The organism is Flavobacterium aurantiibacter (assembly GCF_002251775.1).
GTDB lineage: Bacteria > Bacteroidota > Bacteroidia > Flavobacteriales > Flavobacteriaceae > Flavobacterium > Flavobacterium aurantiibacter.
In genome coordinates, this window is the sequence record NZ_NOXX01000188.1 from 12,998 (window position 1) to 34,875 (window position 21,878).

General features: G+C 42.5%; 22 protein-coding genes, 1 other RNA gene and 1 pseudogene. 7 read left to right on the top strand and 17 right to left on the bottom strand.

The genetic code is table 11. The features are described 5' to 3' along the window. Positions 1-2: 2 nt before the first annotated feature. The 8 genes from hisIE to hisG are packed head-to-tail and all read right to left on the bottom strand — an operon-like array spanning position 3 to position 6,878. Positions 3-590, bottom strand: coding sequence for a bifunctional phosphoribosyl-AMP cyclohydrolase/phosphoribosyl-ATP diphosphatase HisIE (hisIE, locus tag CHX27_RS07030; RefSeq protein WP_094486057.1), 588 nt, complete (start codon positions 588-590; stop codon positions 3-5). Next, positions 587-1,339 carry an imidazole glycerol phosphate synthase subunit HisF gene (gene hisF, locus CHX27_RS07035; RefSeq protein ID WP_094486058.1) on the bottom strand — a complete coding sequence of 251 codons (753 nt, stop codon included), beginning with the start codon at positions 1,337-1,339 and terminating at the stop codon, positions 587-589. The genes hisIE and hisF overlap by 4 nt, the downstream gene beginning before the upstream one ends. Further along, the gene (hisA, locus tag CHX27_RS07040) at positions 1,333-2,046 is read right to left on the bottom strand and encodes a 1-(5-phosphoribosyl)-5-[(5-phosphoribosylamino)methylideneamino]imidazole-4-carboxamide isomerase (RefSeq protein WP_094486059.1); all 714 of its coding nucleotides are present in this window, start codon (positions 2,044-2,046) and stop codon (positions 1,333-1,335) included. The genes hisF and hisA overlap by 7 nt, the downstream gene beginning before the upstream one ends. Then, positions 2,043-2,624, bottom strand: coding sequence for an imidazole glycerol phosphate synthase subunit HisH (gene hisH / locus CHX27_RS07045; protein WP_094486060.1), 582 nt, complete (start codon positions 2,622-2,624; stop codon positions 2,043-2,045). The genes hisA and hisH overlap by 4 nt, the downstream gene beginning before the upstream one ends. Next, a complete protein-coding gene (gene hisB, locus CHX27_RS07050) occupies positions 2,621-3,709 on the bottom strand; it encodes a bifunctional histidinol-phosphatase/imidazoleglycerol-phosphate dehydratase HisB (RefSeq protein ID WP_094486061.1) in 1,089 nt (362 codons plus the stop codon). The genes hisH and hisB overlap by 4 nt, the downstream gene beginning before the upstream one ends. Then, entirely contained in the window at positions 3,706-4,719 is a 1,014-nt protein-coding gene (gene hisC / locus CHX27_RS07055; RefSeq protein WP_094486062.1) for a histidinol-phosphate transaminase, read from the bottom strand. The genes hisB and hisC overlap by 4 nt, the downstream gene beginning before the upstream one ends. Further along, a complete protein-coding gene (gene hisD, locus CHX27_RS07060; RefSeq protein WP_094486063.1) occupies positions 4,716-6,011 on the bottom strand; it encodes a histidinol dehydrogenase in 1,296 nt (431 codons plus the stop codon). The genes hisC and hisD overlap by 4 nt, the downstream gene beginning before the upstream one ends. 9 nt (positions 6,012-6,020) lie before the next feature. Continuing rightward, entirely contained in the window at positions 6,021-6,878 is an 858-nt protein-coding gene (gene hisG / locus CHX27_RS07065) for an ATP phosphoribosyltransferase (protein ID WP_094486064.1), read from the bottom strand. A gap of 567 nt (positions 6,879-7,445) precedes the next feature. On the opposite strand from hisG, the gene rnpB reads away from it, so the two are divergent. After that, positions 7,446-7,772, top strand: an RNA gene (gene rnpB / locus CHX27_RS07070) — RNase P RNA component class A. A gap of 13 nt (positions 7,773-7,785) precedes the next feature. Here rnpB and rsmD read toward each other — a convergent pair. Next, positions 7,786-8,334 (bottom strand): 16S rRNA (guanine(966)-N(2))-methyltransferase RsmD, encoded by a 549-nt coding sequence (rsmD, locus tag CHX27_RS07075; protein ID WP_094486065.1) that lies wholly within the window; start codon positions 8,332-8,334, stop codon positions 7,786-7,788. Then, positions 8,331-9,140 carry a DUF3822 family protein gene (locus tag CHX27_RS07080; RefSeq protein WP_207758944.1) on the bottom strand — a complete coding sequence of 270 codons (810 nt, stop codon included), beginning with the start codon at positions 9,138-9,140 and terminating at the stop codon, positions 8,331-8,333. The genes rsmD and CHX27_RS07080 overlap by 4 nt, the downstream gene beginning before the upstream one ends. Before the next feature lie 96 nt (positions 9,141-9,236). Here CHX27_RS07080 and CHX27_RS07085 point away from each other — a divergent pair, with 96 nt between their 5' ends. Next, a complete protein-coding gene (locus tag CHX27_RS07085) occupies positions 9,237-10,649 on the top strand; it encodes an ATP-dependent DNA helicase (RefSeq protein ID WP_094486067.1) in 1,413 nt (470 codons plus the stop codon). Between the two features lie 42 nt (positions 10,650-10,691). After that, complete coding sequence (locus tag CHX27_RS07090) at positions 10,692-11,312, top strand: DUF4142 domain-containing protein (protein WP_094486068.1); 621 nt, start codon at positions 10,692-10,694, stop codon at positions 11,310-11,312. 335 nt (positions 11,313-11,647) lie between these two features. On the opposite strand, the gene CHX27_RS07095 is transcribed toward CHX27_RS07090, so the two are convergent. Then, positions 11,648-12,172 (bottom strand): hypothetical protein, encoded by a 525-nt coding sequence (locus tag CHX27_RS07095; protein ID WP_094486069.1) that lies wholly within the window; start codon positions 12,170-12,172, stop codon positions 11,648-11,650. 131 nt (positions 12,173-12,303) lie between these two features. On the opposite strand from CHX27_RS07095, the gene CHX27_RS07100 reads away from it, so the two are divergent. Continuing rightward, a complete protein-coding gene (locus tag CHX27_RS07100) occupies positions 12,304-12,747 on the top strand; it encodes an META domain-containing protein (RefSeq protein WP_094486070.1) in 444 nt (147 codons plus the stop codon). 45 nt (positions 12,748-12,792) lie between these two features. Here CHX27_RS07100 and CHX27_RS07105 read toward each other — a convergent pair whose 3' ends face one another. The 5 genes from CHX27_RS07105 to CHX27_RS07125 all read right to left on the bottom strand — a co-directional run bounded on the left by CHX27_RS07105 (position 12,793) and on the right by CHX27_RS07125 (position 16,715). Continuing rightward, positions 12,793-13,470 carry a type 1 glutamine amidotransferase domain-containing protein gene (locus CHX27_RS07105; protein ID WP_094486080.1) on the bottom strand — a complete coding sequence of 226 codons (678 nt, stop codon included), beginning with the start codon at positions 13,468-13,470 and terminating at the stop codon, positions 12,793-12,795. Between the two features lie 219 nt (positions 13,471-13,689). After that, positions 13,690-14,268, bottom strand: coding sequence for a Crp/Fnr family transcriptional regulator (locus tag CHX27_RS07110; RefSeq protein WP_094486071.1), 579 nt, complete (start codon positions 14,266-14,268; stop codon positions 13,690-13,692). Positions 14,269-14,358: 90 nt separating this feature from the next. Then, positions 14,359-15,195, bottom strand: coding sequence for an OmpA/MotB family protein (locus CHX27_RS07115; protein WP_094486072.1), 837 nt, complete (start codon positions 15,193-15,195; stop codon positions 14,359-14,361). A 70-nt stretch (positions 15,196-15,265) separates the two neighbouring features. After that, the gene (locus CHX27_RS07120) at positions 15,266-16,279 is read right to left on the bottom strand and encodes a glycosyltransferase family 2 protein (protein WP_094486073.1); all 1,014 of its coding nucleotides are present in this window, start codon (positions 16,277-16,279) and stop codon (positions 15,266-15,268) included. Further along, complete coding sequence (locus CHX27_RS07125) at positions 16,269-16,715, bottom strand: type I restriction enzyme HsdR N-terminal domain-containing protein (RefSeq protein WP_094486074.1); 447 nt, start codon at positions 16,713-16,715, stop codon at positions 16,269-16,271. Before CHX27_RS07125 ends, CHX27_RS07120 begins: the two co-directional genes overlap by 11 nt. Before the next feature lie 48 nt (positions 16,716-16,763). On the opposite strand from CHX27_RS07125, the gene holA reads away from it, so the two are divergent. Genes holA through ettA form a run of 3 tightly spaced genes read left to right on the top strand, consistent with a single transcriptional unit; the run spans position 16,764 to position 19,669 of the window. After that, positions 16,764-17,768 carry a DNA polymerase III subunit delta gene (gene holA / locus CHX27_RS07130; RefSeq protein ID WP_094486075.1) on the top strand — a complete coding sequence of 335 codons (1,005 nt, stop codon included), beginning with the start codon at positions 16,764-16,766 and terminating at the stop codon, positions 17,766-17,768. An 11-nt stretch (positions 17,769-17,779) separates the two neighbouring features. Then, positions 17,780-17,962, top strand: a complete 183-nt coding sequence (locus CHX27_RS07135; RefSeq protein WP_094486076.1) for a CAL67264 family membrane protein — start codon at positions 17,780-17,782, stop codon at positions 17,960-17,962. 15 nt (positions 17,963-17,977) lie between these two features. Further along, positions 17,978-19,669, top strand: a complete 1,692-nt coding sequence (gene ettA / locus CHX27_RS07140; protein WP_094486077.1) for an energy-dependent translational throttle protein EttA — start codon at positions 17,978-17,980, stop codon at positions 19,667-19,669. A 593-nt stretch (positions 19,670-20,262) separates the two neighbouring features. Here ettA and CHX27_RS15925 read toward each other — a convergent pair. Continuing rightward, positions 20,263-21,327 (bottom strand): annotated as a pseudogene (locus tag CHX27_RS15925) (integrase core domain-containing protein). Positions 21,328-21,878: the final 551 nt, after the last annotated feature.

Sequence of the window (21,878 nt, forward strand, 5' to 3'; positions counted from 1 at the left end):
TTTTAACGCGAGCGACTCCGCAATACTTCTTCCACAGCTGCTAACGATGTTCCTTTCGCGCGAAGCAAAATCAGAATGTGATACAACAAATCAGCTGCTTCGTTTAGGAACAAGTCGGTATTGGTGTCTTTGGCTTCAATAACCAATTCCACAGCTTCTTCGCCTACTTTTTGAGCAACTTTATTGATGCCTCTTTCCACGAGTTTCTTAGTGTAAGAATTCGGATCGCTACCCGTAATTCGATCGGAAATTATAGCTTCTAAGTCGTATAAAAACGAATTTTGGAAACTCTTTTTAAAACACGACTCCGTTCCTGTGTGGCACGTTGGCCCTTCTGGATTTACGAGTATCAATAGTGCATCGTTGTCGCAATCTTCGGAAATGGAAACCACATTTAAATAGTTACCCGAGGTTTCTCCTTTGGTCCACAAACGCTGTTTAGATCGGCTGAAAAACGTCACTTTCTTTGTTTCGCAGGTTTTTTCGTAGGCTTCACGATTCATATAACCAAGCATCAAAACGCTGCCATTTTGGTAGTTTTGGATGATAGCTGGAACGAGTCCGTTTTCTTTATCGAAATCTATTTTCATCGAATAGGAATGTTTAGTGTTTTTAAATACGATTTTACTTCAGAAATGTTTACTACACTTTCGTGGAAGATACCCGCTGCTAAGGCTGCCGAGACCGACGTTTGCTCGAAAACCTCGGCGAAATGTTCACGTGTTCCAGCACCTCCTGAAGCAATTACTGGAATGTTCACAGTAGCCGCAACGTCTTTTAGAATCGGCAGCGCAAAGCCGTTTCGCGAACCGTCGTGATTCATAGATGTGAGTAAAAGCTCGCCCGCACCTAGATTAAATGCTCGTTTCGCCCAATCGACCGTGTTGAGTGGCGTTTCGGTTTTGCCTGCGTTTACAAAGACTTTCCATTGGTCTTCTACGAGTTTGGTGTCGATAGCAACAACAACGCATTGACTCCCAAAAGCTTCGGCGATTTCCGTGATTAATTCGGGTCGTTTTACTGCTGCAGAATTCAGACTTATTTTATCAGCCCCCGCGCGAATAACCGCTTCGGCATCGGCTAGAGAATTGATTCCGCCGCCTACAGTAAAGGGAATACGAATTTTCGATGCCATTTGCTCAACGAGTTTCACCAAGGTTTGTCGCTTTTCCAATGTAGCGGTAATGTCGAGAAATACGAGTTCGTCGGCGCCTTCGTCGGAGTACCGCTTGGCCAATTCTAGCGGATCGCCGGCGTCTTTGATGTTCTGAAATTGTACGCCTTTTACAGTTCGACCGTCTTTTATGTCTAAACACGGAATGATTCGTTTTTTTAACATAAGGCAGCCAGTTCAGTTAAGGTTATTTTATTCTCGTACAAGGCTTTACCGATAATAGCTGCATCGCAACCCAATGTTTTGAGTTGTTGCAAATCGTTTAGCGAGCTTACGCCTCCGCTTGCCACGAGTTTTACAGGAACCGATTTCAGTATTTCGTGATATAGATTGAACGACGGTCCTGCTAACATGCCGTCTTTTTCAATATCGGTACAAACCACATATTGAATTCCTTTTTCGAAATGGGTTTTGATGAAAGACACAACATCTTCATCCGATTTTTCTAGCCATCCTTGAACCGCAATTTTCCGATTTTGGGCATCGGCGCCAAGAATGATTTTTGAACTACCGTATCGATCCAACCACGAGGCAAATAGTTCCGGCTTTTTAACGGCAATGCTTCCTGCCGTAATTTGTGCCGCGCCGCTCGAAAATGCAATTTCTACATCGGTTGTTGATTTAATGCCGCCGCCAAAATCTATTTTTAGTTGCGTTTTCGTAGCCAGTAATTCTAAGGTTTTATAGTTGACAATTCCGTTTGATTTTGCACCGTCTAAATCCACTAAATGCAAGTATTCAATGCCGTTGGCTTCAAATTCTTTGGCTACTTCTAAAGGGTTTTCTCGATATATTTTTTGTGTGGAATAATCGCCTTTTGTTAATCGAACGCATTTTCCTTCGATGATATCTATGGCAGGTATAATTCTCATAATTTCAAGAAGTTATTTAATATTTGGAGTCCGATTCCTGCCGATTTTTCTGGGTGAAATTGTGTGGCATAGAAGTTGTCTTTTTGCATAACCGCGCTGAACGGCAAGATGTAATCGCAGGTAGCGACAGTTTCTGAAGTGGGTTCGCAATAGTAAGAATGCACGAAGTAAACGTCGTCGTAGGCAGTAATTCCTTCTAAAAGAGCGGTTTCCTTTACTGGAGTAATCGTATTCCAACCCATGTGTGGAACGATACCGTTTGCCGGGAAGCGCTTTACTTTTGCATTGAAAATTCCTAGTCCAGTTGTATTTCCTTCCTCAGAATGCGCACACAGCAGTTGCTGTCCTAGGCAAATTCCTAAAACCGGTTGTTGAAGTTTTTGAATGCAGTTATCTAATCCGTATGTTTTTAGATACAGCTTGGCCGATTGTGCAGCACCTACACCGGGAAAAATGACTTTTTCGGCGGCTCGGATTTTCTGTTGATCTGAGGTGATTTCACAATCAAATCCCAAGCTTTCCACGGTGTTTTTCACCGAAGTAGCGTTGCCAGCGTTGTATTGAATTATTGCGATCATAAGGTTCCTTTTGTACTTGGTATTGAAAATTGATTGTTTTTTGTTGCTGCCATTTTGAGGCATTTTCCAAAAGCTTTGAAGAGCGATTCGATTTTATGGTGCTCATTTTTTCCTTTGGCTTTGATGTTGATGTTGCATTTCGCCTGGTCGGAAAATGATTTAAAAAAGTGTTCAAACATTTCTGTTGGCACATCGCCCACTTTCTCTCTTTTGAATTTAGCCTTCCAAACCAACCACGGACGTCCGCCGAAATCAAGGGCTAGCTGCGCCAAGCAATCGTCCATAGGTAAGACAAAACCGTAACGCTCGATGCCGATTTTACTGCCTAGCGCTTCGAAAAAAGCTTGTCCTAATGTCAAGGCCACGTCTTCAATAGTATGGTGTTCGTCGATATGCAGATCGCCGCGTACGGAAATAGCTAAGTCGAAACTTCCGTGTTTAGCGATTTGCTCCAGCAAGTGATCGAAAAAACCAAGACCAGTATTTATGTTCGCTTTTCCGGAGCCGTCTAAGTTTAGTGTAATAGCAATGTCTGTTTCTTTGGTTTTTCGTGTAACTGTTGCGGTTCGTGGTTGCGATTTTAAGTACTGATAGATTGTTGCCCATGCTGTTGTGGCGAGATCGGCGTTTGTTGCTGTTTCGCCGAGGAAAATCGACTTGCAACCCAGATTTTTTGCCAACTGCACGTCGGTTTCCCGATCGCCAATGACAAACGAATTCGCTAAGTCGTAATTACCTTTGATGTAATGTGTTAACAATGCAGTTCCCGGTTTTCGAGTCGGTAGATTTTCGTTCTCAAACGACGTATCAATCAAAACTTCTTTAAAAAGAATGCCTTCATTTTCAAACGCTTGGAGCATTTTGTTGTGTGCTGGCCAAAAGGTAGACTCAGGAAAGGAAGCCGTACCTAAACCGTCTTGGTTGGTAACCATTACCAAGTCGTAATCCAGTTCTTTAGCGATTTTTCCCAAGTATTGAAACACATACGGATAGAATTCGAGTTTTTCCAAACTGTCCACCTGAAAATCGGTTTTTGGTTCTATAATTAACGTGCCGTCGCGGTCGATGAAGAGTACTTTTTTCATGCTTGGATGCTTTTTAAGATGTTGATTAACAAATCGTTTTCCTGTTTTGTACCTACTGTAATTCGCAAGCAATTTTCTACTATGTTGTGTCGGTTACGAACTACGATTCCGCGGCTAATCAGTTGATTGTAAATAGCCGTTGCGTTGGTTGTTTTTAGGAAGAGGAAGTTGGCGTCGGATGTAAAGACTTTTTCAATTACGGGCACCGCAACAAGCTCGTTTTCCAGGCGTTTGCGTTCGGATACGATTTCAGCGATTTGCTGCATCACTTTTTCGTTGTCGGAAAGTGCTTCCAGAGCAGCTGCAACATTTAGCGAGCTACAGTTGTAGGGCGGTTTTATTTTATTGAGTAAATCGATTATTTCTGTCGAAGCATACGCCACTCCGATGCGCGCTGCTGCAAGTCCGTAGGCTTTACTGAAGGTTTGCGAAACAATTACATTAGGAAACTGATTTAGTTTTGAAATCCACGATTCGTTGGTACTAAATTCGATATACGCTTCGTCGATGAATACAATTCCTAGATATGAGCGAACGATTTCTTCGATATTTTTTAATGTATTGCCCGTGGGATTATTCGGTGAGCATAAAAACAATATTTTGGATTGTTGTTCCAGAATTTTCGACACATCTAATTCAAATTCAGCGGTTAACGGAATTCGATTTACTCGGATGTTATTGATGGCAGCCGAAACCTCGTACATGCCGTAGGTGGGCGGACAGATCGTAATGGTATCGGCTCCCGTTGCGCAAAACAGTCGGATCGTTAAATCAATGATTTCGTCGCTGCCGTTTCCGATGAAAATTTGCTCTTGCGCCGTTTTTTTAAGTTCAGAAAGTTTTGCTTTTAGTGCTGTTTGCAACGGATCGGGATAGCGATTTAGGGTACCAAACGAATTTTCGTTTGCATCTAAAAACACTTTTGCTGTGCCCGAAAATTCAGATCGTGCGCTGCTGTATGGTTGTAAGTTTAGCAAGTGTGGGTTTGCTAATTGTTGTATGCTGTTCATGAATTCAATTTTTTTATTTGTTGAAGGCGGAGCGTTACGGCATTTTTGTGTGCTTGCAAGCCTTCGGCGGCGGCCAAGATTTCGATGCTTGGTCCCAGATTTTGTATTCCTTGCACATCGATTTCCTGAAAGGTAATTTTCTTGATAAAGCTGTCGAGCGAGACGCCGCTGTACTGACGTGCATAGCCGTTGGTAGGCAAGGTGTGATTGGTGCCGCTGGCGTAATCTCCGGCACTTTCACAACTGTATTTTCCAAGAAAAACCGAACCGGCATTTTGAACTAAACTGCGGTATTCGGCGGCATTTTCTAAAGCAAGAATTAGATGTTCAGGTGCAAACGCGTTGCTAAAGGCAAAGCAGTCAACTAAATTTTCAAATCGGATTGCCTTACTGTTTGCCAATGCAGCAGCAGCTAACGATGCTCGCGGTACTAATTCGAGCTGTTTCTTAACTTGATTTATTGCCTGTTCGATGATTTTGGCGCTGTCGGAGAGTAACACCACTTGACTATCGGCACCGTGTTCGGCTTGCGACAGTAAATCGGCAGCAATAAATTCCGGATTGGCGTGTTTGTCGGCTATGACCAAAACTTCGCTGGGTCCGGCTGGCATATCGATAGCAACTCCGTATTGCAATGCCAGTTGTTTGGCTGCCGTAACGTACTGGTTTCCGGGTCCGAAAATTTTCAAGACTGCGGGTATACTTTCTGTACCGAACGTAAGTGCCGCAATGGCTTGTACTCCGCCCACAGCAAAGATTTGTTTGATACCGATACGTTTTGCTGCATACCGTATTGCGGGATGAATTTTACCTTCGGCGTTTGGCGGCGTACACAAAACTACCTCGGAACAGCCTGCCAATTGCGCGGGAATTCCTAACATTAAAACCGTTGAAAATAAGGGAGCCGTTCCGCCGGGAATGTAGATTCCCACACGCTGTATCGGTCGGCTTTCGCGCCAACAACGCACGCCCGGAGTTGTTTCGACCATTTCGGGAACTTCGCGTTGCGATTCGTGAAATTTGTAAATGGCATTTTTCGCAACTTCAATAGCCGTGCGCAGTTCAATATCGATTTCAAACTCTGAAGCATCGATTTCTGCTTGAGAAACGGCTAATGTCGTAAGTTTCGCTTGGTCGAACTTTTCCGTGTATTCGAGTACAGCAGCGTCGCCGCGTTTTTGCACGTCGGTAAGAATGGCACGTACGTTGGCATCGAGATTTTCTGTGGGCAGGGTAGGGCGTTTGCTGAGTTCGGCCCACGTATTTTTCGGAGGATTTACAAGTTGTATCATAGCAGATTTTTAAAGAACCATTTTTTCGATTGGAATTACCAAAATGCCTTGTGCACCGAGATTTTTAAGTTGATCGATGATTTCCCAAAACTCGGATTCGCGAACTACCGCGTGTAAACTGCTCCAGCCACGTTCGGCTAAGGGCAATATTGTTGGCGACTTCATGCCGGGCAGGATTTTGCAAATGGCATCTAAAGCTTCGTTTGGTGCATTGAGCAGGATGTATTTGTTTTCTTTTGCGCTGCGAACGGCACGAATGCGAAACAACAGCTGATCTAAAATCTGTTGCTTTTCCTCGGAAAGTGTTTTGTTGGCAATCATTACAGCCTGACTTTTAGCAACAACTTCTACTTCTTTTAAACCGTTCATTAGCAAGGTGCTGCCGGTGCTCACGATATCGAATATGGCTTCGGCGAGTCCGATTCCTGGTGCAATTTCTACGCTGCCGCTAATTTCTTCGATGGTTGCTGTAATGTCGTTTTCAAGGAAGAATTCGGTTAAGATTTTGGGATAACTTGTAGCGATGCGCTTGCCTTCGAAGTACGAAATGCCGTTGTAGGATTCGTCTTTTGGAATGGCGAGCGACATGCGGCAGGCGGCAAAGCCCAAATTTTCGATTACTTGTGCGTCTTTGCCGCGTTCGCTGACTTCATTTTGACCGAGAATTCCGATATCGGCAACGCCTTGTTCGACGTATTGCGGAATGTCGTCGTCGCGTAGAAACAGTATTTCGATGGGAAAATTAGCGACATCGGCTTTGAGTTTGCGGGCGCCGTTAGAGATTTTAATGCCGCATTCTTCGAGCAGATTTAGCGATTTTTCGGTAAGTCGGCCGCTTTTTTGGACCGCAATTTTTAGTTTACTCATGGTTTAGAAAATGTGTCTGAGTAAACGTGCGGAAAAACAAAAAACCCGTCGGATACTCAGACGGGTTTGAAAGATATTTCGTTTAAAATTTACATATCAATATCACCTCGCCTGTAAGCCAGTAAGATGATGTAGATGTACAAATTGATTTTTCACGGTGTTGTTAAATTCTGTTGCAAATGTAGAAGCTTTATTCGATGCATGATTGTTAAATTTGAATTAATGTGTTGTTAAAGCATTTTTTGAGTTTATAATGTGTTGAAAAACAATTTTTTACGAGTACGATCTTTGGTAACGATTGCCTGCGTTAGCGGTTGACGCGGAAACCCCGCAGCGTGAATGCCCAAACAAAAACAGGAGGAAACGGGCGACTAAAGGAAGCCGGTTACCGACTTGTTTTTGTGGGCATTAGCGCGAGGAGTTGCAGCAAAAACGCGACCTGCCGTTGCCGAAAAATTGTTTAAGGCGGTTTGAACCTTTTGGCACGGCAGGGAACGCCCAGATAGTAAATACATTATTTCTTGATGGAAATCGCGAGGAAAATGCGTTTGTAGGCTTATCTTTGCGCCCGCAGACCGCCTTATCGCTCTTGTTTAGGCAGGGGAGGAAAGTCCGGACACCACAGAGAAGCATAGCGGGTAACGCCCGTCGCTCGAGCAATCGGGAAGGACAAGTGCAACAGAAAGGATGTACAGGTTAAGCTGTAGTGAAATCAGGTAAACTCTATGCGGTGAAATTTCAAGTATATCAGCTTTCGCGCAAGCGATAAAGGTTTCTCGCCTGAGGCTGAAGGGTAGAAAGCTAGAATTGTCGGGTAACCGCCAATCCAGATAAATGATAAGGCTGCTTCCGTTTGGGAGTTGACAGAATCCGGCTTATAGGTCTGCTTTTTTTAATTTTTCTTCAGCTATTCTACTTCTAGATTTTCGAAAAAACTAAAGACAGAACCTCCGTAGGCACGCTTTTCCACAAAGTTGGGATGCGCATCTAACTTGGTGTGTTTGCTGTGTTCGATAATTAAACAACCTTCTGAATCCAGCGACTGTTTTTCAAAAACTAAATCGACAATCGTAAGAAATTGTTTTTCGGAGAAATCGTACGGCGGATCGGCAAAAATTAAGTCGTACACCGTTTTGTTTGCTTCTAAAAATTTGTACACATCGGATTTTACTACGCTTAAATCCATTTCAAATCCTGCGCTGGTTGCTTTGATGAATTTTACGCAGTTGAAATCGGCATCGACAGCCGTAATTTCTTGGCTGCCGCGCGAAGCAAATTCGTAAGAAATATTACCGGTTCCTGAAAACAAGTCTAAAACCCGCAATTGACTGAAGTGATAGCGGTTATTTAAAACGTTGAATAGCGCTTCTTTACTCATGTCGGTCGTAGGGCGAACCGGCAAGTTTTTTGGCGCTTGGATACGCCGACCTTTATAAATTCCGGAAACTATTCTCATGCGTTTAGGATGGGGAAGAAGATGCGCGCTTCGAGTTGCGAAAGGCTGTGCGAATTGGTTGTAACAGTTGCCACTTCGATGTTTCGGATGTACTGGTATGCCAATTGGAAAAAGGGCGAATCTTCGGAAATTGCTCCGAAAAGTTGCAACGGAAATTGCTCGGGATCCAGTTCTAATTGCTCGGCTGTGAACAGCAAGTAATAGACGAAATCGGCGGGCTTTAGTATCTCAAACGTATTGTTAAACAGTAAGTTACTTCCTTGAAACACATAAAGCGAAAACAGGTTTTTATCCACGTATGCCAAAGCCAACTTATCGCTTCGTTGGGCGGCTATTTTCTGAAATTGCTTGCATAAAGCCGTTTCGAAATGGTGGTATTCGAAGGTGTCGAATTGGTCGAGCAGAAAATTATTGATGTGTACGTAAGGCACAAAGACGTTTTTTACGCCGAGTTCGGGTATTTCGTCGATATCGAACGAGTCGGTTTCGAAAAGTTTGGTCGCAAATTGCAGGTATAATTCGGGCTGACCCTCGTCGTAGAGTTCGTTAGGGACAAAAGTGGCGTAGGCGTTTTTGTGAAAGATGGTTACTTTCTCGTAGTTACGTGTTAACTCTGGATATTTCAGGAACGCTTCCCAATACTGTTCTTCGGTGGTTTTTCGGTAGTCGGCTACGGCAAAGTCGACCTGTGTTGGCGCCTGAAACGTTTTATTTTCCGGATTTACCACTAAAAATGAAAATCCGTTTAATCCTACAATTAAATTCAGTTGGTTACCTTGCGTCATGGTTAATAAGCAGTTGCGCAAACTTACGATTTTTCGTGCAGCAGCCCGAGATATTCCGCTATTTTTGGACAGCAATCAACCATCGCTTTTGCAAATTTTTTTCAATTGCCTTCGCCCATGCAAAACAGCTCTATTTTAGCGCAGCGGCTTAAAGCCTTTTTTCCTTTCGAAACAACGCCTTCGCAACAGGTGTTCTTCGAGACGTTTGCTCAATTTTTGAGTGGCGAATCGCAACAGTCGGCATTTGTGCTTAAAGGTTATGCGGGAACGGGAAAAACAACGCTCATTGCGAGTATCGTTCAGTTTTTTGAATCGATTGATAAAGACGTGGTGCTCATGGCGCCAACCGGACGCGCCGCAAAAGTGATGTCGGGCTATTCTGGAAAAGATGCCGCCACCATTCATCGCAGTATTTACTACCCGAATGTAACCGACGGGCAGTATGCTTTTACGCTGATGAAAAACAAATGGCAGCACGCTTTGTTTATCATCGATGAGGCGTCGATGTTGTCGGATGCAGGTTCGGAAGCTGTTGGCAACGGTTTGCTCGACGATTTGCTGACGTTTGTGTACAGCGCCGAGCATTGTGCGGTACTTTTTGTTGGCGATACCGCGCAGTTGCCGCCCGTTCACAGCGATTTATCACCGGCGTTGGATCCGGAAAAATTGGCTGTTTATTTTGCAGCCGGCGTGGGAATTACGGAGCTGACCGAAGTTATGCGACAAGCAACCGATTCGGGTATTTTGATGAATGCAACCGGTATTCGGAATCTGATCAAGAGCGAAGAACTCAGTACGTTTCAGTTCCAAATTTCCGGATTTCCGGATATTGTGCGTTTGCAAGATCCGTACGACATACAAGACGCTTTTGAAAGTGCATTTAACGAGCGGGAAATCGACGAATCGATTGTTATTGTTCGCTCCAACAAACGGGCTAATGCCTACAACAACCAAATTCGGAACCGTATTTTGATGCGCGATCACGAAATTGCTACCGGCGATTTACTCATGGTTGTTAAAAACAATTATTATTGGTTGGCCGACGATGCCAGTAAAGATTTCATTGCAAACGGTGATATTGTTGAGGTACTTGAGATTTTTAAAGAAGAAGAACTTTATGGCAAAAAATTTGCAAGAGTAAAAGTGAAGTTTCTCGACTACCAGCAATCCGACACTTTTGAATGTTTGGTGATGCTCGATACGTTGCAAAGTGAGTCGCCCGCACTAACGCAAGCCGAATTCCGCGATTTTGCATCGCAAGTTGAAGAAGATTATTTGGAGTACAGTCCGAGTACGCGTTACAAGAAGATGAAAGAGAATGCGTATTTTAACGCCTTGCAAGTGAAGTTTAGTTATGCGATGACTTGCCACAAAGCACAGGGCGGACAATGGAGTCGGGTTTTTGTAGAACAACCGTATCTTCCTGAGGGCGTGTCGATTCCGTATTACCGTTGGTTGTATACGGCCATTACTCGAGCTAAAGAAAAACTGTATTTGCTAAACTTTCCGGACGAGTATTTTAGCGGGTAGGTTTGAAATCCTGTAAAAATCTAATGAAATTTTATAAAGTTTATGAACTATAGAAGAGACATCTTTGTTAAAAGAAAAAACATGAGCCGATCTTTGGGGCAACCAAGAAAAGTGCTGTTGAGTTCATGGCTTTGTATTTCTTTGATCTTATGTTCTTGCAAAAAAACTGATGATCCGGTAGTATTGGCAAAGGAAATCAACGCAGAGAAGTTCCAAAATTCGGAACAGCTTTCGGCCGATGCGTCTTTGTTGGTCGAGTGGGCTGCCATTAATTTGGTTGAACTAGAAATGTTGCGTTTGGCCGACCGTCGTTCAGCGAAAACGGAATTACGTGAGAAAGTGGATATGCTGCTGAAAGCGCATCAAAAGCTTAACGACGACATTCACGCTGCTGCAACCGCAGAGGGAATAACGATTCCGAATGCTTTGTCGGACGATGGAAAAGCGCAAATCGAGAAGTTGTACCGCGTAAGTGCGTCGAGTTTCGAAGCTACGTTTATTAAAACGCTGCGCGATTCGCATACGCAAACGGTTTTGATTGCGGAGAAACTTGCGGCAAGCACATCGAAGTCTGACTTACAGAAATTGGCAGGTCGTGCTTTACCGGAACTGCAATCGCATTTGGTTGACATCAGGTTAAAAAATGAAGTTTCGCAACGATGATATAAATTTTGTGTTAGGGCGAACGATTAGTAACTGGGGAGCTTTCTTCGGAAAGTGTTGCTAATCAATTTGTTTTAATTGTTTTTGGGGGAAAGACCGGCATTTTGTGTCCGGTCTTTTTTATTTTGGGGTGGGGCGTTCCCGGCAATTCTCATGCCTAGCCCAAGCTATTGCCGGTCGCACTTTTCGCTACAACCTTTGTTCGTAAAACGGTCAAAAGTACGTGCGGCGCCGGCTTCTGTGGGTCGCCCGCTCCGCCCTACTTTTGTAACCGCTTTACAACCAAAGGGTTTTCGCTGCAATTGCTAACGCAAATATCGTTATCAAAAATATTTCTACTTCGTCTTTTCGCCAACAAAATTGTGGTTCGACGATTTAAACAGTACATTAAAAGTAGTTAACGTTCCGTAAATTCGGGTGATGTACTGCTGCAATTCAATTTTTTCAATTTCTTCCAAATTGCTCGAATTGATTTTCTGTTCCATCACGCGCAAACGGTCGCGCAACATAACAATTTTGTGGAAGAATGTGTCAATCGGCACTTCTTTAGAAGCCAAGCCAGCCGTTCCGGGTTGCATGATCATTTTGCCACCTTTCCACTTATCGCCAATGGCAACTACTTCGCCCACGTCGGCCCATTTGCGCAATATCTCGCGAACCGTGCGCTCTACTTCGTAAAAACTAATCGTATCTACCTCGTTTTCTACCGCTTCAATTACGGTAAAGGTGTCGGTTAATGGGATGGTTTCTAAACCGTTCTCAATAAAAGTAACCCAATATTCGGTGCTGCTTACATTGGTAACTACACCTTTTCCGTATTCCGGATGCTCAATGCGCGATCCTATTTCAAGTATTTTCATGTTTTTCTTTTTGCCTCGCGAAAATACACGCATCGTGGGTTATTTTACAAGAGGCTGTCGTAGTATTTTAGCTAAAATTTTACCTGTGCTGCAACAGCTTTTTTTATGGTTTATCTTTGACAAAAAAAGAAATGAAATACCTGTATCGATTTAGCATCATTTTCCTATTCTCGTTTTTATTTTCGGGCTGTTACGGAACACAAGAACAAGTGAAAAAAGTGCAACAGTCGCTCGCCGGAAATTGGGAACTTATTGGTTTGGTTTACGAAAAAAATACGATCGACGGACTGTTTCCTTCAAAACGACCGACAGTAAGCTTTGATATTGAAAACGAAACAGTTAGTGGATTTAACGGTTGCAATACCTTTAACGGACCCATTTTTTCAAACCGACTCTCGCTCACGGTTTTCATCAAAAAGGTAAAAAGCACCAAAATGGCCTGTGGCTCCGATGGCGAAAAAGTATTTATGCAACTTTTGGGGCAAATTACCAGCTACCGCATCGACGAGCAAAACGAACTCGAATTGTTTATAAAAACGCAGCGAATTATGTCGTTTAAACGTGTATCTAATTAAAAAAGGCAGCTATTTTGCTGCCTTTTTTGTTCCTTATTCTATTCTTTACAGCTTTTTAAGCTCGGTTAAAACAGCCTCGCCAACAGCATGTGCCGATTGCGGATTTTGTCCCGTTACTACTCGTGTATCAACAGCTACATGCGTTTGCCAAAGTCCAGACTTTTCAAATTTCGCCCCGCGTTCAATTAATTTTGTCTCCAGACTAAACGGAACCACGTTTTCCAACTTCACAGCAGCCTCTTCTTCATTGGTAAAAGCATTGATTTTCTTTCCGTCAACCAAATATTTACCATTGCTCAATTTTATGTTAACCAATCCCGCGGGTCCGTGGCAAACCGCGCTAACAATGCCGTTGTTTTCATAGATCTCTTGTGCAATTTTTGCCAAAGCCGCGTTGTCGGGAAAATCCCACATCGTACCATGACCGCCAGCGTACAAAATCGCTGCGTAATCTTCGGCTCGAACCTGCTCGGGCGTCAAAGTGTTTTGAATTTTCTTTTGATACTTTTCGTTGGCCAAGAACTGCTGATTTACTGTGTCTTCCGGATTATTGCCGTAGTATTTCGGATTTCCACCGAGCGGACTCACAAAATCAATTTCGTAATCCGCTGCTGTTAAAACTGCCCATGGATGCGAAACTTCGCCAAGGTAATAACCGGTTGATTCACCTGTTTCCCCTAATTTGTCGTGGCTAGTTACCACAAATAAAATTTTCTTATTCATTTTCTTTGATTTTAATTTTTGTGCCGGTACCGCGGCGCTCATCGCCAATAATACCAAGCATAAAACCTGCGTAATAAATTTCCGCTGTTTCATTGTAGTTATTAATTAATGTTTGTTTGAATATTCAACATGACAAATTTCGGAACATCCGTCGAAGCTAGAAATGACCTACATCACAACTTTTTTGTGATGTAAATCACAGGTAAGCTCATCGTCTGTTTATTTTAAGTCTGCTTTTGAGGAAAAACGACTTAAGGTTTCGCGTGATACGCCCAGATACGAGGCGATTAAAGTTTTCGGGACGCGCTGGAAAAGCTCGGGATACAACTTTAGCAACGACTCGTAGCGTTCCTGTGCGTTGTTGTTAAGCAGCGATAAAATTCGCCGTTGCAAGGCTACGTATCCTGCATTCGATTTTTTTCTGAAAAAGTGCTCCATTTTGTGCAACTCGGCGCAAAGTTTTTCACGATTGTGCAGCGATAAGCAAAGAACTTGTGTGTTTTCAATGCAATCGATGTTTAATTGCGCATGCTGCTGATTAAAATACGCTTGGTAATCGGTAATCCACCAATCTTCCATACCGAACTGCATTAAATGTTCTTTGCCGTCGGCATTGGTGTAATACGATTTTACCAAACCACTAAGAACAAAAAAGTCGTTCTGCACCAATTCGCCTTCTTGAATCAGATACTGCTGTTTTTTGAACGATCTGGGCGAAAAATGCGCGAGTACGTAGTCGAATTCGCTATCCGTTAAAGGTGTGATGCGTTCGATATGTTTTCTTAAAATGGTGCTCATTTCATTCTGGATTTTTTTACGAGTCTTATTATGTTCCGAATAAAAAAAGCTGCCTAAACAGACAGCTTTTAAACGCTCTAAGCTTGCTTATTAATTTTTTTGATTCTTCATCTCCTTTTCAATCATGTCGTAAAACTGATCGATTTTTGGAAGAATCACTACTCGAGTTCTTCTGTTTTTAGATCTGTTTTCTGCATTGCTGTTGTCAACCAACGGAATGTACTCGCCGCGACCAGCTGCAATGAGTTGCGAAGGTTTTACACCCAATTCTTTAGTTAACACACGAATGATAGACGTAGAACGTTTTACGCTCAAATCCCAGTTGTCGAGCAAAACGCCGTTGCCAATGAAAGGCACGCTGTCGGTATGTCCTTCCACCATGCATTCAAAATCGGGCTTACTGTTTATAACTTTTGCCACTTTGGTAAGTACTTCTTTGGCTCGATCGGTAACGGTGTAACTACCGCTTTTAAACAATAACTTATCGGCAATTGAAATGAAAACTACGCCTTTCTCCACATTCACTTCGATATCTGGATCAGAAATGCCTACCTCGCGTTTCAAACTCGTAACTAAGGCAAGTGTAACACTGTCTTTTTTAGTCAGTGCGTCCTGCATGCGCGTAATTTTAAGATCTTTCTCTTTGATGGTTTCTAACGCTTTCTCAATGTTTTCGGCACCTTTCGCGGTAAGCGTAGTCATGTTTCCGATATTGCTAATTAATTCGGAATTGTTCTTTTTCAAGAAATCAACCTGGGTAGCCAAGGCATCCTTTTCCGACATACACATGTTCAGTTTAACGGTAGTCGAGTTCAAAAGGTCCTGAATTTCCTTATTTTTCGCTTCCAATGCAGCGATTTTCTTTTTCGTTCCGCATGATGTGCTCAATACGGCAAGCGATGCTAAAACAAAAATATACTTCTTCATCAATTTAGATTTTGCGCAAAGATATACTCAAATGTTAAAAAATAACGTGAAAAGAACACCTAAACTATTGTTAAGATACATCGCTATAACGCCGCTTTCCCTGAACGAAGTATGCATAGACAATCGATTTTTTAGAAAAGTAGTCTGAACGCAAGTGTTTGGCTCGCTTTTTAAATGTTTGGTTACAATTAGCGTAGAAGGCAAAATGTGCGGCAATTACTGCGCGGAACTTCGAAAATTCACCGGAAGTCAAGAAACGAATTGCGGCAATTCCGTCTAAAACCAAACGCAAGAACAACACTTCGAACAACATGCCTTGCGGAACGTTTTTTAGCAGCATTACTAGCGAATTTCTGAAATTTAGAAAGACTTTTCGAGCAGAACCGCTCGCTAAAGTTGCGCCACCAACGTGAAACACAACCGAATCGGGTAGGTATCGGGCTTCAAATCCGCGATTGAATGCCCGCCAACATAGGTCTATTTCTTCCTGATGTGCAAAGAAGTCGGCATCAAAACCGCCAAGTTCGTCGAATACCTTCTTTCGTATCGCAAAACAAGCTCCGGTTGCCCAGAAAATCGGCGTTTCGTCCGAATATTGGTTTTCGTCGATTTCCACGGTTTCAAACAACCGACCGCGGCAGTACGGAAATCCATACTTGTCGATAAATCCGCCCGCAGCTCCAGCATATTCAAATGCGGCTTTATTTTTGAAATCGCGAATTTTGGGTTGCGCAATGGCCAATTTTTCCTCTTCCGCGAAAGCGCGAACCAACGGCTGCAACCAATTTGGAGTTACTTCGACATCGGAATTAATTAAAACTAAAAGCGAGGCATCGATGCTGCGTAAGCCTTCGTTATAACCACCGGCAAAGCCTAGGTTTTGGGCGTTTTTGATACAAACTACAGCAGGGAATTCAGTTTCTAATAGCGATACAGAGTCGTCGGTGGAAGCATTATCGATAACGTAAATACGCGCCGAATCGCTGCAGCTAATTAGCGTAGGCAGGAATTGGCGCAAGAGCTTTGCTCCGTTGTAATTGAGTACAACAACGGCCGTTTTCGATAAAAGTTCTTTAGCTTCCAAAGGCAGGTAAATCGGGAATTAATTCAAAACGTTCGCGTTCGTAATCGAGTTTGCAAAAATAGTGTTCCAAGCCATTTGTCACGAATAAATGTTGTGCTTGTACGTGCAAATTATAGCGTGCAATTTGGTCGAACGTGTCTTGCTTTATAGGTATTTCAGGTGCTTTACATTCGACTAACAGAAAAATACTGCCGTTTTTATTGAAGACAACTAAATCGAATCGTTTTATTAACTGATTGATTTTCAGTTGACGTTCAACGCTGATTAAAGTTGTTGGGATTTGATAATGCGTTTGCAACAAAGCAATTACATGCTGTCTGACCCATTCTTCGGGCGTTAATACGATAAATTTTTTGCGAATAGGGTCGAAGATAAGCGTCTTATTTTCGCTATTTTTGAACCTGAACTGAGCGGGTGGAAAATTGAGTCGCTGCATGGCGCAAATATAAAGAGAAGATTAGCCCGAATTCAATTTCCGACTTTAATGGATGAAGCACTAAAAATTGTTGATGCGATCAAATCGGGCGACATTAAGCCCCTGTATTTGCTCATGGGTGAGGAACCGTATTACGTTGATAAGGTGTCCGAATACATTGAAGAGCACGTTTTATCTGAAGACGAACGCGGCTTTAATCAGACTATTTTGTACGGACGTGATGTAAATGTTCCCGATTTAGTAGGAGCTGCCAAGCGCTATCCGATGATGGCCGAACGACAAGTAATAATTGTTAAAGAAGCCCAAGCCATTACCGGCAAACTCGATAAATTGGAAGAGTACGTTGCCAATTGCACGCCAACAACTGTGCTGGTTTTGTGTTACAAAGGTAAAGATGTAGATAAGCGTAAAGCGCTCTACAAGAATTTTCAAAAACACGGCGTTGTGCTCGAAAGCAAGAAGCTCAAGGATGCGCAAGTGCAAACCTGGATTGCGAAATTGCTCAAGTCGAAAGGTTTGCAAATTGAACCCAAAGCTGTTGCGATGATCAACGACAATTTAGGGAATAATTTGTCGCGTATTGCTACCGAAATTGACAAACTGGTGGTTAATATTCCGAGTGGAAGTACTGTTACTGCTGCAGATGTGGAATTGTACGTTGGAATAAGTAAAGACTTCAATATTTTTGAATTGCGAAGAGCAATCGCACAAAAAAACACGACCAAAGCCTTCCAAATTGTTGATTATTTTACCAAAAGTAAAAACGACATGCCTTTGGTGGTCATCGTAGCGCAATTGCACAAATTTTTTAGTCAGCTACTGATTTTACACGGATTAAAAGACAAAAGCAAACCGGCGGCAGCGCAAGCTTTAGGTGTTTCGCCGTATTTTGTCGACGAGTTTTTTGACGGCATCCGCGTGTATCCGATGAAAAAAGTGAGCAGTATGATTGCCGCTTTACGCGATATTGATTTACAGAGCAAAGGCGTGGGTGCAGCTAATGCTAAAGAAAGCGATTTGTTTAAACTGCTTTTGATTAAGATATTTGCCTAAAATTAAAAAATATGGGAATGAATAAGAACACCGTTTTGGGTTGGGCTACCTTTATTATGATTCTGATGGGAATTTTACTTATTGGTTTAGGAGCTTTTCGTTACGACGAAGTTGCCGGATGGGGTTTTGCGGCCGTTGGTCTTGGCTTTTGGGCCAATGCTTGGGTTTTTAGTTCCTTAAAAGGACGCGTTTAATTAATTACACTATACATGTCAGACGATAAGAAGGTTATTTTTTCCATGCAAAAGGTCTCGAAGACCTACAGCAGCAGCGACAAACAAGTTTTAAAAAACATCTATCTCAGCTTTTTCTACGGAGCTAAAATTGGTATTCTCGGTTTAAACGGTTCTGGTAAATCGTCTTTGCTGCGCATTATCGCAGGAGTAGACAAGAATTATCAGGGCGATGTAGTTTTTGCACCCGGATATACCGTGGGTTATTTGGAACAAGAACCGCAACTTGATGAGGATAAAACCGTTATTGATATTGTTCGCGAAGGAGTAGCCGAAACCATGGCTGTACTTGCCGAATACAACGAAATTAACGACAGTTTTATGTTGCCTGAGGTTTACGAAAACGAAACCAAAATGCAGCAATTAATGGATAGACAGGCGGCACTACAAGATAAAATTGACGCCTTAAACGCTTGGGAAATTGATACCAAACTAGAAATTGCCATGGATGCTTTGCGCACGCCTGATGCCGATACGCCGATAAAGCATCTTTCGGGTGGCGAACGCCGTCGTGTAGCACTTTGCCGTTTACTTTTGCAACAACCCGACGTTTTGTTACTGGATGAGCCCACCAACCACCTCGATGCCGAATCGGTGTTGTGGTTAGAGCAGCATTTGGCACAGTACGCCGGAACAGTTATTGCCGTTACACACGACCGTTACTTTTTGGATAACGTTGCCGGCTGGATTTTGGAACTCGACCGTGGAGAAGGCATTCCGTGGAAAGGAAACTACTCGTCTTGGCTCGATCAAAAAACGATTCGTTTGGCACAAGAAGAGAAAACTGCAAGCAAACGCAGAAAAACTTTGGAGCGCGAGTTGGAGTGGGTGAGACAGGGTGCGAAAGGACGTCAGACAAAGCAGAAAGCACGTTTACAGAATTACGATAAGTTGTTGAATGAAGATCAGAAGCAACTCGACGAGAAGCTGGAAATTTACATCCCGAACGGTCCGCGTTTGGGAACTAACGTAATTGAAGCTAAAAACGTTGCGAAGGCTTTTGGCGACAAATTGTTGTACGATAATTTGAACTTTACCTTGCCGCAGGCGGGAATTGTAGGCGTAATTGGTCCGAATGGTGCCGGTAAGTCGACAATTTTCCGCATGATTATGGGAGAAGAAACGCCCGATGGTGGTAGCTTTTCGATTGGCGAAACGGTAAAGATTGCGTACGTGGATCAGTCGCATTCAAATATTGATGTCGATAAATCGATTTACGAGAACTTTAGCGGTGGTCAAGAATTGATTATGATGGGCGGCCGTCAAGTAAATGCACGTGCGTATTTGAGTCGTTTTAACTTTGGGGGCAGCGAACAAAACAAAAAGGTATCGATGCTTTCGGGCGGTGAACGCAACCGTTTGCACTTGGCCATGACATTAAAGGAAGAAGGCAATGTTTTGCTTTTAGATGAGCCCACGAACGATTTGGATGTAAATACCTTACGTGCGTTAGAGGAAGGTTTAGAGAACTTTGCGGGTTGTGCCGTGGTTATTAGTCACGATCGTTGGTTTTTAGACCGAATTTGTACGCACATATTGGCTTTTGAAGGCAACTCGGAAGTGTACTTTTTCGAAGGTGGCTTTACGGAATACGAAGAAAACAAGCGCAAACGTTTAGGTGCCGATGTGACGCCCAAGCGTATCAAATATAGAAAACTCATTCGTTAAAGAATGAAAGAATTGAAAGAAACCGTTGCTCGAAAGGCAGCGGTTTCTTTTTTGACACGAATTTTCAGAGACGTTTTTTTGCGTTAAGGATGGTAGCAAACAGCCCGACTAGCCACAAGCCAATCTTTTTTCTTTTTTTAAGCTTTCTCCGGCTGTACGCTATAGTCCGCAAAAAATACGCGTCGTTCAGTCGGTACGCATTGGGCTTCTTGGGTCGCCCACACCTACCGCTTCACGTTCTCGTATTTTTGTACGGGCTGCCGCTTCCATCCGGGCTAGGGCATAGGTTACTAACGTTTAGTGGAAAAAGTATATATTCGTAAGAGATAAAGATTGAAACAAGTATCCAATTTAATAAATCCGAAATACCTATAATTTTTTTGATGTAATGTGCTGTTATTAATGAATTTACGAGTGTATTAGAAAATTGAGATAAATCAAGGAAATTTGCCTATTGTTGAGCTTTATACCATCTTTGAAAAAGACATATGATATTCCTGTGGGCTTCCCCTAACTCGAACCGCTCTTAATTCAATCTTTTTTCCATGTTTAATTGAATTGGTTTTCTCTATAGCTTTTTCGTTACAGCTGATTTATTTTAAAGCGAGACCAGCGGCAGCGACACGTTGCTTTTCAGAATAAGGTATCGGAGACAAATTTTCAAGCGAATCGTGTGGGCTAAAGTTGTTGTAAGTATGCATTCACAGCTGTATTTGCTTTCCGACTTGATCGATGTTTTCAAAAATATCTTTATCTAATACGCCACGCCTAAAACTACTGTTGAATCACTCAATAAAAGCATTTTTGAGTAGAATTTGTTGCTTGTATGTTAACAATTTCAACGCCTTGTATAAAACTTCATGTCAGCAACCTTAGCAATAATTCTAAGGCCATTATCCATGAGTATCCGCTCTGGTCGACTTCGGCGATTAATTAAGTGACTTAAAACCCACAGAATACGATTATTAGATAATGAAAAATCTACTTCAATGTTATAATTCACGATTGTAATCATCAAGGATATTCAAGGCTCTTAAGCGTTTATTTTTGTCTAAGACATTTGTTACAAAGTCGATATTCTGAGTATGATTCAATTAATCAGGTATTGCTATCGGCTCCTCTACTCGTGCTGGCAGGTGCCATGGACGTTTCTCCTCAAGGACAAACCTACAGACACGCACACTCTATGGCCGCGTTTGTGATTCCATACTTTACCTTCATTATGAAAACGTCTGTAAGACTTCCAGAATCCTTCCTCGGCATGCTGCTCGACCTTTTTTTGAGGTGCTTGCTCAATCTTAGAGTCTTTTTTAGGTAAAGCATTGTTATAGAAAACAATCTTACTCATATTTAAAACACGACACGCTCTGCTGATGCCTTAATGAACAAGTTCTTCTCCTGTAACGCGTTCAAGGTAAACATTAATAGTTTTTTCTGATGATATCTTTAGCCATTTGATAATCTAAGGCAAAAGTAGCGTACATCTGTTTGAGCTTATAGTTCTCTTCCTCTAACTCTTTAAGACACTTAAGTTCCTTACTACTCATACCAGCATAGCTCGAACGCCACTTATAGAAGGTCGCAGAACTAAGCCCATAGTCGCGGCAAATTACTTCAACAGTTCTACCATTGTCAAACTCCTTTAAAATCTTTGAAATTTGCGCTGCTGATAATTAACTCTTTTTGATAATTAGTGTTTAATATTAAGACCATTTTTCAACTTTTAAACAGTTCGTTTTAAAGGGGAGATTACAACATCCGAGTCTAAGCTTGTCGAAGACTAGCGATTTATTAAGAAATAGCGCGTTCTCTGTTTTCCTCACTAGCACCATATTGTGCAAAACTCTGCGAGTTTCGGTATTTTCTTCGCGTGAAAGGCTAGTACTTGAGCCTGTAGAAAGCTGAGTAATTGCACTGAGAAATGATATGTTTTGTTTTTTCCTCACCTGCCAACCATTTCATCAAGTTATATGCGTTTAAGCAATTTCTGTACGTTTTAAAAATCTGTGCCTGAGTCTGTTGAAGTCTGGTATGATCTTTCGGTTATGACACGTTCTGTTTTTTCCTCACCGGCGAAACATTCCACTAAATTCTGAGAACTTCGGCGTATTCTGCGCGCTTCAAAAAACGGGTTCTTGTGCGTGTCGAATCCTTAACCGCAAAGGGCGCAAAGATTCTCGCAAAGTTCGCGAAGCAGTTTTTTTGTAGT